The sequence below is a fragment of the Mesorhizobium terrae genome (assembly GCF_008727715.1).
GTDB classification, from domain to species: domain Bacteria; phylum Pseudomonadota; class Alphaproteobacteria; order Rhizobiales; family Rhizobiaceae; genus Mesorhizobium; species Mesorhizobium terrae.
Genome location: NZ_CP044218.1, coordinates 643559 through 659608, shown reverse-complemented (window position 1 = coordinate 659608; position 16050 = coordinate 643559). Strand labels below are relative to the sequence as shown.

Genomic DNA, 16050 nt, shown 5'->3' with positions numbered 1-16050 from the left:
CGATACGCTTAACGATTTCCATTACTGACATAGAGGCCGAGATTCCTGAGAAGCTTCTCGCCGGTCGGGCATGCGCCGTAGGCGACACAAACTCAAAATGTGAACCGCATGTCGACGGCTCCGCCGATGCCGTGGTTCCAAGCCCCACAACAAGGCTCAACACCAGGCACCTCCGCATCCTCTTACATTCTGCGCTCAAGTGTTGCTCCTTATCCAGGCTCAGGATTCATTGATCGGTACCAGAAGATGACGGCGGCAGAGGTGGCTGCGTTTGTGTGAACAAACTGGCTGGACTTGGCACGTGGATTCCCGCCTCTATCATATCGCAATCGGGATTGGCTGGGCCGCATGGAAGTAGGCCTAATCTGGCATCTGTCGATCAAGCGAAGATAGCCGCTGCCGATAGGCCTGACGCTTTCAGTGAACGAATTTCAGACGTGTCAGAATTCGTTGGGTCAGTTTTTTGCCAGCGTGCCTGCAAGGAGCAACGTTACGATGGCGGAAGTCGCGAGCGCGAGCAACTCTGTCCCCGGGGGTGCCAGTCCTCGTAGGATGTCGAGGAGAAAAATAGCAATGAGCGAATACGGGAAATAGAAACCGGCGAACACCGAAAGAGCGACGACAATCGCAACGACGATCATCGACAAAACTATCGTCGGCCTGGGCTGCGGCGCATAACTAGCCAGCCCTTAGTCGGTAGCCGACTCCTCGGACCACCGCCAGCATCCCGGCTACATCTGCTTGCTCGAGTTTTTTACGCAAATTGCTGACGTGACTGTCAACAGTTCGATCTAGAGCATCGCCACCTGGAAGGCAGGCGTCGACCAGTTCGCTTCGTGAGAATACTTTGGTCGGCGCACGAGCCATATGGGAGAGTATCCGGAATTCCGTGAGTGTTAGCTGTAGCGTACGTGTCTCGGTTCCAGTTTCTATTTTTGCTAAATAGCTATCGAGATAAATAACAAGCTGATCAACGCGCAGCGTACCGCTTTCCACCGCTTGCCCGGTGCGACGAAGCACTGCTTTTGCGCGCGCTACGACCTCGATCGGATTGAACGGCTTGACGACATAGTCGTCGGCGCCAATGCGCAGGCCTTGCAAACGGTCGATATCGGTATCCAAAGCCGTAATCATTATGACAGGAGTGCCGCCTCTGCGGCGCACTTCAGCCAATACTTCCCAGCCATCGAGACGCGGCATAGTCACATCTAGAAGTATAAGATTGGGTTTTAGTGCCATATGCAGGTCGAGCGCCGCACGACCATCGGCAACACGTACTACGCGAAAACCCTCGCGTGTTAGATAGGCGCCGAGGATTTCAGCGATCTCCGCATCGTCTTCCGCGATCAGCACGAGGGGATTGGTCGGGCTGTTTGTCATCGCCTACCCGATGACATGGTGAACTTGCGACGTCGAGTCGTCAGAGATTGCCTCCATGAATTATCCATCCAATATCCACGCTTCTCCAACATAGTGAACCAATAGATCAAAGCGGTTGGTTCAGATGCAGAGATAGGATCGAGGACACGGACCAATCCTGTTTCCCGGAGGTTGCATTCCCTCATTCGCGCCCAGGATCAATCCAAGGCTCGTATGATGCTGCAGTTTTTCAAAGCATCGCAAACAGATAGATCGCAGTCACGAGCCGTCGAGGTCGTCATGTGCCGATTTGCTTTGTACATGTTTATCAACCTCGTTCTGTTCTTTGTGTGGAACATCTCACCGGACAAGGCTGTTGCGGAGACTGGTAGAGGAGAGGCGTTTCGCTATGTCCTGCGTCTCGCTCGAGGCATCAACCTGGGCAATGCTCTGGATGCGCCGGAGGAAGGTCTCTGGGGAGTTACGTTGGAAGCTGGCTATTTCAAAACCATCAAGGCAGCTGGATTCAACGCCGTCCGTATTCCTGTCCGCTGGTCAGCCCACGCTGACGGCAATCCTCCTTACGCCGTCGATCGCGCCTTTCTCGATCGGGTGGATTGGGCGATCGAACAAGCCCTATCGCAGGGGCTCTTCGTTGTTGTCGATTTTCATCACTACGAGGAGATGAGTACGCGTCCCGGGGAGGAGCAGGCTCGTTTTATAACGTTGTGGGGCGAGGTGGCACGTCATTATCAAACATGGCCTTCGACGCTCAGCTTCGAATTGTTAAACGAGCCTGAAGGTGAGCTGACCGATGCGCGTTGGGCGAAATTGGTTCCGATGTTGCTTCAGACGATACGCCAGAGCAACCCGCGGCGCATGGTGATTGTCGGGCCGGGCCAGCAATATGATCTTAAGGGATTGGATCGGCTCAACCTTCCAGCGAAAGACGATAATCTGATTGTCACGTTTCACTACTACGAGCCGGCGCACTTCACACATCAGGGAGCTGATTGGGTCGAAGGCAGCGCAGCTTGGCTCGGAACGAGATGGGCTGGAAGCGTTCGGGATAGGCGGGCACTGCACGACGATTTTGCCAAGGTGGCGGCGTGGAGCATGCAGCACAATCGGCCAATCTACCTCGGAGAATTCGGCAGTCATCGCGTTGCCGACATGCCGTCACGGCAGCGGTGGACGCGCGCGGTCGCCGAGGAAGCCGAAAGCAATGGCTTTGCCTGGGCCTACTGGGAGTTCTGCTCCGTGTTCGGTGCCTATGACGCGGATCGTGGTCGATGGCGTCAGCCGCTGCTGCGTGCACTGATGGATCGAGACTGAAAATATCGAGCGGCTTAGGGGGCGGATCGCAACTATGTGGGTCGCTGCGCGCGTCATCTCGGAACTCGTTCTCTGGTTCGCGGTCTCTATCGTTGGCGGCAGCGATACGGCCATCGCTCAGCAACCCTATCTATGGGGCCTGACGAGCGACAATTGCATGGAGCGGACCGAACAGCAGATCAAAGCGCTCGCGCATCTGCCCAGGCGTTCGACAGTCCGGACTGTTTTCGATCCGCCCAAGGATGGAGGGCCCAATCCGGATGACTATCTGCCTTGTATCAAAGCGACGGCTTCCGTTGCTGATGTTATGGGCCTTGCCGTCGATTCTCACACTATGGCGAGCTTGAAGCCGAAGGAAGTTGAGATGCGGATGGCAGCCTATATCGCAAAGCTCGGCGCGATTGTTCGCATCTGGGAGATCGGCAACGAAGTCAACGGCGACTGGGTAGGCGAGGACACGCTGCAGAAAATAGAAATCATGTACGATGCAGCCAAAGCTGCCCAGCACCTCACCGCATTGACGCTCTACTACGAGCCTGTGCCTGAGTCGTCCGCGGAGATGATCGGTTGGGTCGACGCAAATATTCCCTTCAACCATCGCATGCGGGCTGGCCTAGACTATGTCTTTGTCAGCTACTACGAAGATGAGAACGGCGGCCATCAGCTTTCACATGCGGAATTCGATCGGGTCTTCGGGGCGTTGGCTAGCCGCTTTCCCAACGCTTTGCTTGGAATCGGCGAATTTGGCTGGGGCAAAGGCGTGCCATCCGACCCGGCGAAGCGCGCAGCGCTGCTCGAACGTTTCTACAGCTATCGAATGCCATCGATGACGCGTTTCATCGGTGGCGGGTTCTATTGGCATTTCCGCCAGACCATGGTCGCAGAGCATGCGCCCGATCGGGATGTCCTGGTCAGACTTATGCTGGCGCGATTAAGATGCCTTGTGACACGCGATGGAACTGCAATTGCTCACCCGACAAATATTTGAGTTCCCTGTCGTGTTTATCGATGCCGTTTACTGCTGAGAGAATGAACTCGTTACCGAAAAACGTCTCAAAGTTGCAGGGATAGCGGTTTTTTCGAAGAAGCAGACATATTTCAATCGTGATCAACGTCCGGTGCGCCGGCCCTGCCGACCCGGGCGCGGAAGACTTTGGGGGTCATGCCGGTGCGATGTTTGAAGAGATCGTAGAAACGGCTGCTTGAGCCGAAGCCACAATCATAGGCGATCTGCAGGACCGGATCGTTGGTATCGGCGAGGCGCTGGATAGCTTGGGCCAGCCGATAGCGTATCAGGTATTCATTGACCGAGACACCCAGCACTTCGCGGAAAGTCCTGTTGGCGGTACTTGGATGAATGCCGGATAGTTTGGCCAATTTTGTCAATGACAGTGAACCGGCATGACGCGCGCCGATCAACTCGGTCAACGCTTCGGCGCGTTGCACCGCCGCGCTGTTGATTGGGGCGACCGTCGGTCGGTGCTCGATATGTGGCGTTTCCAGCGTGTCGAGGACGAGGCGCTTGACCCGCAGCCGCACTTCATCGGCCGCCAATCGACGCCGGGTCGGTTTGCCCTCTTCCCATTCCTGCGCCCATCGCGACATCTGCGCAGTATCTGCCCAAGCAGGCCTCGGATCAGTCAGGAATCTACCCTGCATGATATCCTGTCTAATGCGGCGATCGATTGACAGACCCAAGAAATCGACCAGTGGCAAATAAATGCAAATCAGCGGCGCATTTTTCGAAACATCGATAGTTCTGTGCGGAATTGCCGCCCAGAACAGGACCAACTTTCCAGCCTCGACCTCCTCCTGCCTTCCGTTGAAAAGGTAGTTCATTCTGCCTTTCATGAGGAGGTTGATCTCAACATGGTTGTGCCAGTGCGCAATGGCCATCGTGTCGGCGATATGGCGTTCGATCAAAAATTCCTCTCCGGGAACGCTGAACGCTTTTTCACCTCGAAAGCGCAGGCTCTTCGTCATGATGGGTTTCTCGCTTGCGCGGATTCAGGAATGTGATGGTTCATAGCAGGAGGAAAATCCTGTTTGAAAGGATAGACTAGGAGCCAGTTCCCGAAAAATCCCAACTGGAGCACGTAATGACGAAGATTTGCCTCGTGGGCGCCGGCAGCACGGTCTTTGCCCAGAACATTCTCGGGGATGTACTCTCCAATTCGGGTAATGCCGACTATGTGATCAGCCTCTTCGACATTGATCCCGAGCGATTGAGGACATCGGAGATTGTCGCCCGGCGCATCTGCGAGGCGTTGAAGCTGGAGGCGGTTCGCATCGAGGCTACGCTTGACCGGCGCGCAGCGCTCAAGGGTTCCGATTTCGTTATCCTGATGATGCAGGTGGGGGGCTATCGGCCGGCGACGATCACCGATTTTGAGGTTCCCAGGCGTTACGCGTTGCGACAAACCATCGGTGACACTCTGGGTATCGGCGGCATCTTCCGCGGGTTGCGGACCATCCCTGTGTTAGAGGAAATCTGTCGCGATATGGAAGACCTCTGCCCGGGCGCGCTTCTGATGCAGTACGTCAATCCGATGGCGATCAACTGCTGGGCGATCAAGGAAATCGCACCAGACATCAAAACAGTCGGCCTGTGCCACAGCGTACAACACACGGCAGCCCATCTCTCTGATTGTCTTGGCGAAAACATCGCTGATATCAACTATGTGTCGGCAGGCATCAATCACGTCGCTTTCTTCCTCCAATATGAAAAGCGGCTCGCCGACGGCGCGCGCGTGGACCTTTACCCGCGTCTCAAGGCGCTGGTGCAGGAAGGGCGCGCGCCGCAGAACGACAAGGTGCGTTTCGACGTGTTGAAGCGGCTCGGCCATTTTGTAACGGAATCGAGCGAGCACTTCTCCGAATACACGTCGTGGTATATCAAAAATGGCAGAAGTGATCTGATTGAGACCCTTAACATCCCGCTTGATGAATACATCCGGCGCTGCGAAGTGCAGATCGCCGAATGGCAGGAATTGAAGAAGTCCCTCGAAGGCGGCAATCCGATCGAGGTATGCCGCAGCAACGAATATGCCGCGGGCATCATCCATGCCGTGGTGACGGGGCAACCAGCGCTGATCTACGGCAACGTGCCGAATGGCGGGTTGATCGAAAATCTGCCTCACGCATGCGTCGTTGAGGTGCCTTGCCATGTCGACCGCAACGGGGTGCAACCCGTTCGTATTGGTCGGATTCCATCTCAGCTCGCCGCGACAATGCAACTGAGTGTCTCGGTGCAGGAATTGACCGTCGAGGCGGCGCTGACCAAAAAGCGCGACCGCATCTATCAAGCCGCATTGCTCGACCCTCACACATCGGCGGAATTGTCGCCCGACGAGATCTGGCAGCTCGTCGACGAGATGATCGAGGCGCACGGTAGTCTCCTGCCGAACTACCACTAACTCGCTCTGCTTCATATAATCGAAAATCTCTAACTATTTGAAATAGCGCGCTTCCTTGCTCGGAAGCGCGCTATTTTCTTGTTCAGGGCATTCGCGCGAATAGATCAAAAAAAATCAGAATTATGATTGACACTGATTGAATGTGGTGGAATTCTGATTGAAACAAAGAGAAGTCGTGTAGGGGAGGATGTGCCGGTGAGTCAGGCTGGAGGGATGAAGCCGGAGCGCCTCGATGCTATTCGCAGCCATCTTTACGCGAACGGCTTCTCCACCATTCAGCAGCTGGCAGACTCAATTGGCGCTTCGTTGGCGACGGTTCGCCGGGACTTGCAAATCCTTGAACGAGAAGGGGCAATCGATCGGGTCCATGGCGGGGCCCAGATTGCTGAAGGCTCCTCGGTCGAGCTTGCGTTTCAGGAACGGGCGAAGCGCAACCTTTCCGCCAAGCGCGCCATCGCGACAACTGCTTATGAGTTGCTCTCACCGCGCACCGCGATTTTTCTCGACGCTGGAACGACGGTGTTCCAACTGGCGCGGCTCATTCGCATCAACCCATTGCCGCTACGCATCTTTACCAATGGGCTCACGGTCGCCCAGGAATTCCTCAACATTCCCAATCTGGATGTTGTGCTTTTGGGCGGTCAATTGCGTAGCGAAAACGCTTCGCTCGTTGGCCCCCAAGCTGAAGCAATGTTGGAAACCATCTGGTTCGATCAGCTTTTCCTGGGCGCAAGCGCGATCAGTCCTGATGCTGCGATCTACAGTGTCGACAGCGCGGAAGCGAGCCTCAACAGATGTATGCTTAGCCGATCCGCTCACCGCTTCTTACTGGCCGATGCTTCGAAGTTCGGAACCATGGCGACCTATAAGGTCGCGCCCTTAGCCGAGACCCAGGTCATCACCGATGCGAACCTGACCGCGCAATGGCGCAACCAGCTTGGTGAGCTTGGCGTCAAGGCGACTATTGTGAGCGCCGGGGTAGAGGCGTGAAGCGCGATCTGATCCTCGGCATAGATGGTGGCGGCAGCAAGATCCTTGTCGCTCTCGCCGATAGATCGGGGCGGCTCTTACGCTTATCTCGGGGTGGTGGCGTCAATCCGATGGACAATCCAGGTTGGCGTCAGGAACTCGACGCGCAGCTTGCTCCCTTCGTCGGCGACCCGCGTATCGGTGCCGTCGCAGCCGCACTTCCCGCCTATAGCGAGGTGAAGAGGCTCTCCGAAATGCAGCGCGACGCGATTTCCTGCGCGTTTGGCGATGTGCCACAGCGCATCTTGAATGATGTCGAAGCGGCCCATCTTGGCGCATTCGCGGGAGGCGCTGGCATCCTCCTCCTTTCGGGAACCGGTTCCATGGCTTGGGCACGAGACGCGACTGGCGTCTCGTTTCGCGTTGGCGGGTGGGGTGATGCGATCGGTGACGAGGGCAGTGGATACTGGATCGGACGCGCTGCGCTCAACCTCGTAAGCCAGAGTATCGACGGGCGTGCCAGGCCTACGGCCCTGGCGGACATGATGTTTGAACATTTGCAGATCGATCGGTCCGACCCGATGAACGCGCTCGGCGGCTGGGTGACGGGTCTTGCCAATCCACGATCCGGCATAGCTGCGCTATCGACCCTGGTGGATCGCGCTGCAGGGGACGGTGATGCGGGCGCCCTCGATCTGATCGAACGAGCCGCTGATGAATTGGCGAAGCATTTTGCCGCCATCTCCGCAACAGCTGGTCACAACGGTTCGGCCTTGGGGTGGACCTATGCCGGCGGCACTTTTGCCAGCCGCCGGTTGCTCGATGCGCTGTGTGCTCGCATCGACCGCCCTTTGACTGCTCCCAAGCTTCCTCCCATCGGCGGCGCCCTCTTGGCAGCCGCCCAACTTCTCGGCTGGCTCATCGATGATAGCTGGATCGGGCAACTTGCTGCTGTCGCAAACAGCGCGACGGAACAAACAGGTGAAGCAGGCCTCAATAATAAGGAGAGAAGGGAACATGCGTAAATTGATGCAACCTCTGGCAGTGATGGCTGCTTTGGCTGTAGCTGGACCGGCACACAGCGATGACAAGAAGCCGCTCGCGGGTAAGACCATTACGGTGCTCGTGCCGTCGCCGCAGGCGTCCAATATCGCCGCCGATTTCGAGGCGGAGACCGGCATCCACGTGAACATGCAGACGCTTGCCTGGGACGATATCCGACCCAAGCTGGTTACGGCGCTGATTGCTGGCACGACCCCCGCAGATGTCACCGAGATCGATTGGTCATGGACCGGACAGTTTAGTGCGGCTGGCTGGTACGCACCATTGAACGACGCGATCAACGCCGAGGCGCTAAAGGATATCGGTGTTTCCGGCATCTTCACCGTCGACGGCAAGTTGCTTGGTATTCCCTACAGCAACGATTTCCGTGTGATGCTGGTAAACAAGAAGCATTTCAAGGATGCCGGCATCGCCGAGATGCCGAAAACACTGGACGAACTTGCCGCGGCAGCGAAGAAGATCAAGGAAAAAGGCATCGTCAACTATCCAATTGGCCTACCCTTGTCGCCTACCGAAGGGGCTTCGACGAGCTGGTACCTTTTGACGAAAGCCTTCGGTGGCGATTTGTTCGACGCGAATTTCGAGCCCCTGTTCACCAAGCCGGATTCGGCTGGATACAAAGCTCTGGAGTTCGAACTGAAGCTTCTGAAAGACGGACTTGTCGATCCAGCTTCGACCAATCTGAAAGACAGCCAGATCAATGAAGGCCAGTTCGCACAGGGTCTGACCAGCATCATGATTTCGGGAGAGCCTGGCCGTCTCGGTCAAATGAATGACCCGGCGCAATCCAAGGTCGCTGGCCAAGTCGAGGCGATCCCGGTTGCGACATCAAGCGGGAATACCCGCAGCTTTGGCTTGCCGGAAGCAATCGGCATTCCAAACGTGTCGCAGAACAAGGAAGCCGCGATCGAATTCATCAAATGGTTCACGGCCAAGAAATTCCAGACGCAGAACTATACCGCCAACGGCATATTGCCCACTCGCACGTCCGTTCTTGCCGAGCTGAATGATGCGGGTAAGTTGCGCAGCGGCAGCGCCCTGGTTACGCAGTCAAAGACGGTCGAGGCATTGTTCCCGCAGGGCACGCCGACCTGGTATCCGCAATTCTCGAGCGCGGTGAACACGGCGATCAACAGCGCCGCCAAGGGCCAGATGACCGTCGAGCAGGCTGTGCAGAGCATCGCCGAGGCCACCAAGCAGGCCAAGGCTCAATGACATTGGCAGCCTCGCTTAGTTCGGGAGGCAAAAAACATGGCGTCGGCGGCAACGGCGACGCCATGCTCGGCTTCCTGCTGGTCGCTCCGATCCTGATCACCATGGCGGCATTGGTCTTTGCCCCGATGGGCAGGACGGTGTGGGACAGCTTGCATCGGGTCAATCCGATGCAAGCGGGAACGCCTTTCGTCGGCCTGGAAAACTACGCCCGCATGTTTTCCGACGGCCAGCTTGGATCTGCGTGGATCAATACGTTTCTCTATGTTTTGCTGGCGGTGTTGGCTGAGACGGTTTTCGGTGTTCTCGCCGCTGCGCTCATCAACCAGGTTCGTGTCGGGCGGCAATGGCTTCTCGCTGCCGTTATTCTGCCGTGGGCGCTGCCCGGCGTTGTTAACGCCGTCATCTGGCTCTGGATATTCCAGCCGGGGGCTGGTCTCCTGAACGGAATACTCACCGCATTCGGCTTGCCGTTCGAGAACCACGTTTGGTTCAACGATCGCGCAAGTGCGATCATCGCCGTTACGGTGGTTCACGTCTGGCGGATGATGCCGTTGACGGTCGTAATCGTCTTGGCGGCCATGCAAGGTATTCCAGCACATCTCTACGAGGCCGCTCGTATTGACGGCGCCACGCAAACGCAAATGTTTCTGCGTATTACCCTGCCGTTAGTGCGCAGCGCGATTGCAGTCGCAATGACCAACGCAACGGTCAACGCCTTCAATCTGTTCGACGAAGCTTGGGTTCTGGCGGGCTCCAGTTTGGAGACGCGGCCCGTTTTGGTCCAGATCTACCTCGAAACTTTCCAAAACCTTCGCTTCTCATACGGCATGGCGCTTTCGCTCGTGATCACGCTCGTCTCGCTGCTGATCTCGCTCGTCTATGTGCTGCGCGTCTATCGTAACACTCGGTTCGACTGATGAAACAGACATTTGGCAACCGCATTGTTGTTTGGGTGGGCGTAGCGACCCTACTGGTTTGGTCCCTCGGTCCGATCTACTGGACGCTGGTGAGCGCCGTCACACCTACCGAGGATTTTTCGGCACGGCCGATCCACTTCTTCCCGCAGCACTTCACACTGGATCATTTTTCGCGCCTGCTCGGCATCAATATCGCGCGCATCGGCGGTGTTGAGGTATGGGCGCAGTTTCGCGCGGCGTTGGTCAACAGCATCGTCACTTCTGTCGCCGCCACCCTGCTTTGTGTCGCGATTTCGGCGCTCGGCGCTTATGCATTCACACGACTGGAATTTCCCGGACGTCGCATGCTCTTCGCGGCCGTCGTGGCTACTCTTGCAATTCCCGCCTATGCGGTACTGATCCCGCTCTATCAGATCATGATCCGCCTGCATCTTGTGGACACATATCTCGGGGTTGCGTTGATTTATGTGTCGGCTTATCTGCCGCTTTCGCTGTGGCTCCTCCGCAGCGTTTTCGAAGCGCTGCCGATCGCCCTGGAAGAAGCTGCGCAGATTGATGGAGCAGGTAAGCTCTACATCTTTTTTAGGATCGTGTTGCCGCTGGCGGGGCCTGGTCTGACGGCGGCAGCCATCCTTACTTTCCTTGGCGCATGGGGGCAGTACCTCGTCCCTCTGATCTTTTCCCCTGAAGCGACAAAACCGCTGACGGTGCTGATCCCGGAATTCGTCACCAAGAATTTCATCGACTACGGGTTGATCACGGCGAGCGGGTCCATCGCCATCGTCATCCCCGCACTCGTTGTCATTTTCCTAAATCGCTACCTCGTCAGTGGCTTGCTGGCTGGTTCGGTCAAATGAAATCGGAGATATTTATGAGCATTACAGAACGAGTGATATTCGAGCAGTTTCCTTACTGGGAAAAGGCGATCGGCTCGATATCTGCCCCGCACGCGGCTGAGCTGACCGTCTTTCTGGGCTGCGGCACCTCCTACAACCTCGCGCTGTCGCTTGCTGCTCAAGCAAATATTTTCGGCCGCCCGGCTATCGCGGTTCCGGGTGGGGAATGGCTCAACAAGCCGGCTGCATTCTGGCCGCGCTGGGAGCGCACGCACGTGATTGCACTCTCCAGAAGCGGCGAAACCACGGAGACGGTGGCGGCAATCAAGGCGAGCCGCACGGCAGGCGCGTTTGTAACGGCTGTGACGGTGGAACAAGACAGTTCCTTGGCGAAGAATTGCGACCGATTGGTCAAGGCCGCAACTCATCCCAGCGAAGGCATCGTCATGACCGTATCGGCAAGCCTCATGCTGTTGCTTTGCCTGGAAATGATCGGGCAGGAAATGCCCCGCGAATTGGTCGGCTCAGCGCAACGTCTGGCTGAAGATGTCGATGCGGTTCTGCCTCGCCTGACCGCCGATCGCTCACATTTCGTTTTTCTAGGCGGTGGTCCCCTTTACGGGCTGGCCCTGGAAGGCGCGTTGAAACTGATGGAGATGAGCCAGACATTCACACAGGCCTTTCACCCGCTGGAGTATCGTCATGGACCAATCAGCCTGGTCGATCGCAGCACGGCCGCCATCATGCTTTACAGCGCAGATCAGAAGCCCGCGGAAGCGAAACTTGTCGCGGAGTTGCAAGAAAAGGGGGCCGTGGTGATAGGCCTTGGCGGTCCGGGCGATGTCGAATTCAATATCGACTGCGCGCCGGCGCTTGCGGGGCTCTGTATGTTGCCTGCCTTGCAGATACTGGGTGAGCGCGTCGCGCAAGCCCGGAAGATCGACACAGTCGCGCCGCGCCATCTGACCAAGGTCGTGAAGCTGGCATGAGCATTTTCATCCAGCGAAACAGGGAAAGTGCGCTGGCCCGACTGAACGACGACCGGATTACGTCGCTGCCACGGGGGATTGCGTCGGTATGCTCGGCGCATCCTTTGGTCATTGAAGCGGTGCTGAGGAATGGCCTTGCCGAAAACACGCCAATTCTCATCGAGGCGACCTGTAATCAGGTCAACCATGAGGGCGGCTACACGGGAATGACGCCAGCCAGTTTTCGCGAATTCGTCGAGAAGATCGCAGGCAGCGTTGGCTTTGCAGTGGGCAATATCATCTTCGGGGGCGATCATCTCGGCCCCAACCCTTGGAAGGCACTGCCAGCCGAGAAAGCGTTGGAGAAGGCAGAAGCCATGGTTGCCGCCTATGTGGCCGCTGGGTTCGAGAAAATCCACCTCGACACATCGATGGGCTGCGCTGGTGAACCTACGGCTCTGCCTGATGATGTGACCGCAACACGCGCTGCCCGGCTGGCTGCGGTCGCGGAAGAGGCCGCGGCGCGTGCTGGTGTCAGACGACCACTCTACATCGTGGGAACGGAAGTACCACCTCCTGGTGGCGCGACCCACGATCTCTCTTCCATTGAGGTGACCCGGCCGCAGGCGGCGCTGCAGACGCTGTCCGTTCACAAAGCTGCCTTCGTCAAGGCTGGCATAGATACTGCCGTTGAGCGCATGATTGGCATTGTTGTTCAGCCTGGAGTCGAGTTCGATAATGCGGGTGTCGCCGTTTATCGCCCTGAGCATGCGCGCCAGCTCAGCGCCGCGCTACAATCCATGCCGGGTTTGGTCTTCGAAGCTCACTCGACTGATTACCAACCAACTGAGGCGCTTTCGGCCTTAGTAGATGACGGTTTCGCTATCCTCAAAGTGGGGCCGGGGCTCACCTTCGCGTTGCGCGAAGCGCTCTATGGCCTCGACATAATTGCGGACGTGCTCAGCGATACCGCGCCAAAAGGCTCTCTGGCGACAACGATGGAAGCCGTCATGCTGGAAAATCCCGGCCACTGGGCGTCTCACTATCCGGGCGACAGAAAAGAACAGCGCTTGCTGCGGCATTTTAGTTACAGCGATCGTATCCGATACTATTGGCCGGATGCACGCGCGCGAGTAGCAGTCGAGCAATTGTTTGCACGCTTCGATCGAGACATCCCTGAAACGCTTGTAAGCCAGTATCTCAGTCGTCTCCATTCTCGCGTGGTCACGGGAAAGGTGATGCCGCGTCCTCGCGAACTTTGCCTGGCCGCAATTCAGGAAGCGCTGGCGCCCTATAGAGCGGCGACCTGTTCTGGACGGCACAGTCGATGATCGTCATGTACGGAATCCAAACCAAAACGTGTGGCTCGATCAACGATAAGCCCGACCGGAGAATGGCATGGCATCGGTAAGCATTGTGAATGTTCGCAAGAACTACGGAGAGCTCGAGGTTCTGCATGGCGTCGATATCGACATCAAGGATGGCGAATTCGTCATCCTCGTCGGTCCTTCCGGCTGCGGGAAATCGACCCTGTTGCGCATGATTGCCGGACTGGAGGGGATAAGTAGCGGCGACATTGCCATTGGCGGACGCATCGTCAATGACGTCGCTCCAAAGAACCGTGATATCGCCATGGTATTCCAGTCTTATGCGCTTTATCCCCACATGACTGTGGAAGCAAATATGGGCTTCTCGCTCCAGCTCGCCAAGGCGCCGAAGGAGCAGATTGATCGGCGCGTGCGGGACGCCGCGCAGATACTGGGGCTCGAAAAGCTGCTGGACCGTCATCCTCGCCATCTTTCCGGTGGCCAACGTCAGCGCGTGGCCATGGGGCGCGCCATCGTGCGGCAACCACAGGTCTTCCTGTTCGACGAGCCCTTGTCCAACCTTGACGCGAAGCTGCGTGTGCAGATGCGATCGGAGATCAAGCAACTTCATCAGCGGCTGAAGACGACTACCGTCTACGTCACCCATGATCAGATCGAGGCCATGACCATGGCCGACCGCATCGTGGTCATGCATGACGGTGTTGTGGAACAGATTGGCTCTCCGCTGGAACTCTATGATTGCCCGGTGAACCTCTTTGTTGCTGGCTTCATCGGCTCTCCTGGCATGAACCTTATTCGGGGTCGGATTGGCACGTCGGAACAACTGGAATTCATTGGCAATGGTGGAGCGCGTCTATCGTTACCGTCTGGTCTGAAGGTGTCGCGTGGCGCCGAGGTAGTGCTGGGAATTCGCCCGGAACATCTGAAACTTGCCGAGCACGGGACACAGGCCGAAGTCATGGTCGTCGAACCAACCGGGTCTGAAACACAGCTATTCGCTCGCATGGGAAGTGACGACGTCGTGTGTACGCTGCGCGAGCGGATCGACGTTGCGCCCGGTGACTTGCTTGCGCTCCTGCCAGATCCCGACAAGTTGCATCTGTTCGATGCTGAAACGGGTTTGAGATTAACTCTATAACATCGCTCGAAACGGTTCCTGTCATGTGGAAGCGAGCAAAATAGGGATCACTGACGACCGACTGATCGGAAATTCGAAGATATTCGCGAGTAGATCGGATCGACGAAATGAAAATAGATGTTCTTGGCATCGAGCAGGCTTACTCGGCAACAAGGCAAGCGCAAGCCGAACTTAGACCTAGCGTGGTGATGGGCTTATCTGCTCTGCTATTTGGATTGACGCGCGCTCTTTCAGCACGTGTGTGTGGAGCTGGCATCATATACTCTTTCCTGGCCGCATTCCTCACGAGTCTAATCACTAGCGGGATGCCTCTGGGCGGCTCTTCAAATGTGGCAATCAGCTATGTCAAACCGTTTGTCGTACAGGCCGAACCACATCATCCGCCCGCTCAGAAAATTATGAAAGCTCCAGGGAGGTTCGCATGGACTACCTCGTCAATCTTTCGCAGGTTCATCCCGACCCTGCGCTGGCGACCCGCATGGAGAAAGCAGGCATAACGATCCGACGTGCGCTGGCTCCGGAATTGGAATTGGTGACCGATTGGGTGCGGCGGGAATTCCAGACGCGCTGGTCGAGTGAAACGGCGATTGCGATGTCTCGCCAGCCGCCATCCTGTTTCCTGGCAACCGCCGATGAAAGACTCATTGGCTTTGCGTGCTACGACACCACTGCGCGTGGCTTCTTTGGCCCAACTGGAGTGGACGAGGCAGAGCGTGGCAAGGGCATCGGACACGCGTTGCTGCTTGTGACACTGCTTGATTTGAAGACTGCGGGGTATGGCTACGCCATTATCGGTGATGTTGGACCAGCGGCATTCTATGAACGCACGGTTGGCGCAACCCCCATCCTCAATTCCGACCTTGGCGTCTATCGCGGAATGCTTCGATGAGCTGATCGAAACCAGGCTGTAAGGATCAAGGTCCTGAGAGACAAAAATGCGAGCTGTCTTCGAGATTTTCTTGGAGCAGCTGCCGGAAGCGGTCTCAAATCATCTGACGACGGACAGAGGAATAGATGTTTTCCATTATTTTCGCCGGTTTGGTTTGCTCGAATTTTTGCGCGCCGTGACGTCATGATACGGCGCAGACCTTTCGACCCGATCGTGGGTCGAGGGGAGGTAGTTTTTATCGCGAAAGCGCGTAGCGAGCGTGGGTCGCGCTCGGTGAATTGACGACGGATTTGACTGTGAGTTCGAGGCACTTGCCGGTGACGTCCTCAAACATCCGCGTTCCTCCGCCTAGCAGGATGGGGCGATGTGAAGAGACAACTCATCTACACGGCCAGCACGTATGAATTGCTGCCCAACATTGGCGCCGCCCATGATGCAGACATCTTTTCCAACCGCAACTGCCTTAGCCGCTTCGATGGATCGGAGTGCTCTGGCGTAGAATAGCGTTCACAAAGCGGAGTTTACGCCGTCAAATGGCCACAGAGGTGATCGTTGTTCTTGCCTGAACGCAGCTCTGGTCGACCATTCTCAATATCGTAAGTGCGGGAGAAGCGTGCG

16 protein-coding genes are annotated in these 16050 nt (G+C 56.8%); 12 read left to right on the top strand and 4 right to left on the bottom strand.

The genetic code is table 11. The features are described from left to right. Positions 1 to 455 precede the first annotated feature (455 nt). Entirely contained in the window at positions 456 to 641 is a 186-nt protein-coding gene (locus FZF13_RS04315) for a hypothetical protein (protein ID WP_065997466.1), read from the bottom strand. A gap of 37 nt (positions 642 to 678) precedes the next feature. Beyond that, positions 679 to 1380: a response regulator gene (locus FZF13_RS04310; RefSeq protein ID WP_065997465.1), complete on the bottom strand. Its 702-nt coding sequence runs from the start codon at positions 1378 to 1380 to the stop codon at positions 679 to 681. Between the two features lie 213 nt (positions 1381 to 1593). Here FZF13_RS04310 and FZF13_RS04305 point away from each other — a divergent pair, with 213 nt between their 5' ends. Both FZF13_RS04305 and FZF13_RS04300 read left to right on the top strand, forming a co-directional pair. After that, positions 1594 to 2694, top strand: coding sequence for a glycoside hydrolase family 5 protein (locus tag FZF13_RS04305; RefSeq protein ID WP_137902116.1), 1101 nt, complete (start codon positions 1594 to 1596; stop codon positions 2692 to 2694). Positions 2695 to 2728: 34 nt separating this feature from the next. Next, a complete protein-coding gene (locus FZF13_RS04300) occupies positions 2729 to 3682 on the top strand; it encodes a hypothetical protein (RefSeq protein ID WP_065997464.1) in 954 nt (317 codons plus the stop codon). 110 nt (positions 3683 to 3792) lie between these two features. Here FZF13_RS04300 and FZF13_RS04295 read toward each other — a convergent pair whose 3' ends face one another. After that, positions 3793 to 4677: a helix-turn-helix domain-containing protein gene (locus tag FZF13_RS04295; protein ID WP_065997463.1), complete on the bottom strand. Its 885-nt coding sequence runs from the start codon at positions 4675 to 4677 to the stop codon at positions 3793 to 3795. 116 nt (positions 4678 to 4793) lie between these two features. Here FZF13_RS04295 and melA point away from each other — a divergent pair, with 116 nt between their 5' ends. From melA to FZF13_RS04245, 10 genes are all read left to right on the top strand, one after another. Beyond that, positions 4794 to 6110, top strand: a complete 1317-nt coding sequence (gene melA, locus FZF13_RS04290; protein WP_065997462.1) for an alpha-glucosidase/alpha-galactosidase — start codon at positions 4794 to 4796, stop codon at positions 6108 to 6110. A 195-nt stretch (positions 6111 to 6305) separates the two neighbouring features. After that, the gene (locus FZF13_RS04285) at positions 6306 to 7100 is read left to right on the top strand and encodes a DeoR/GlpR family DNA-binding transcription regulator (protein WP_065997458.1); all 795 of its coding nucleotides are present in this window, start codon (positions 6306 to 6308) and stop codon (positions 7098 to 7100) included. Next, complete coding sequence (locus FZF13_RS04280) at positions 7097 to 8104, top strand: N-acetylglucosamine kinase (RefSeq protein ID WP_065997457.1); 1008 nt, start codon at positions 7097 to 7099, stop codon at positions 8102 to 8104. The genes FZF13_RS04285 and FZF13_RS04280 overlap by 4 nt, the downstream gene beginning before the upstream one ends. Further along, positions 8097 to 9356, top strand: coding sequence for an ABC transporter substrate-binding protein (locus FZF13_RS04275; RefSeq protein ID WP_065997456.1), 1260 nt, complete (start codon positions 8097 to 8099; stop codon positions 9354 to 9356). Before FZF13_RS04280 ends, FZF13_RS04275 begins: the two co-directional genes overlap by 8 nt. Next, a complete protein-coding gene (locus tag FZF13_RS04270) occupies positions 9353 to 10273 on the top strand; it encodes a carbohydrate ABC transporter permease (protein WP_065997454.1) in 921 nt (306 codons plus the stop codon). The genes FZF13_RS04275 and FZF13_RS04270 overlap by 4 nt, the downstream gene beginning before the upstream one ends. After that, positions 10273 to 11130, top strand: a complete 858-nt coding sequence (locus FZF13_RS04265; RefSeq protein WP_065997453.1) for a carbohydrate ABC transporter permease — start codon at positions 10273 to 10275, stop codon at positions 11128 to 11130. The genes FZF13_RS04270 and FZF13_RS04265 overlap by 1 nt, the downstream gene beginning before the upstream one ends. 14 nt (positions 11131 to 11144) lie before the next feature. Next, the gene (locus FZF13_RS04260; RefSeq protein ID WP_065997452.1) at positions 11145 to 12098 is read left to right on the top strand and encodes an SIS domain-containing protein; all 954 of its coding nucleotides are present in this window, start codon (positions 11145 to 11147) and stop codon (positions 12096 to 12098) included. After that, the gene (locus tag FZF13_RS04255; protein ID WP_065997450.1) at positions 12095 to 13408 is read left to right on the top strand and encodes a D-tagatose-bisphosphate aldolase, class II, non-catalytic subunit; all 1314 of its coding nucleotides are present in this window, start codon (positions 12095 to 12097) and stop codon (positions 13406 to 13408) included. Before FZF13_RS04260 ends, FZF13_RS04255 begins: the two co-directional genes overlap by 4 nt. Before the next feature lie 67 nt (positions 13409 to 13475). After that, a complete protein-coding gene (locus tag FZF13_RS04250; RefSeq protein WP_065997448.1) occupies positions 13476 to 14543 on the top strand; it encodes an ABC transporter ATP-binding protein in 1068 nt (355 codons plus the stop codon). A 421-nt stretch (positions 14544 to 14964) separates the two neighbouring features. Then, positions 14965 to 15432 (top strand): GNAT family N-acetyltransferase, encoded by a 468-nt coding sequence (locus tag FZF13_RS04245; protein WP_065997447.1) that lies wholly within the window; start codon positions 14965 to 14967, stop codon positions 15430 to 15432. Positions 15433 to 15780: 348 nt separating this feature from the next. Here the strand turns inward: FZF13_RS04245 and FZF13_RS29545 are convergent, their stop codons facing one another. Then, positions 15781 to 15864 carry a dihydrofolate reductase family protein gene (locus tag FZF13_RS29545; protein WP_137902120.1) on the bottom strand — a complete coding sequence of 28 codons (84 nt, stop codon included), beginning with the start codon at positions 15862 to 15864 and terminating at the stop codon, positions 15781 to 15783. Between the last annotated feature and the right edge of the window lie 186 nt (positions 15865 to 16050).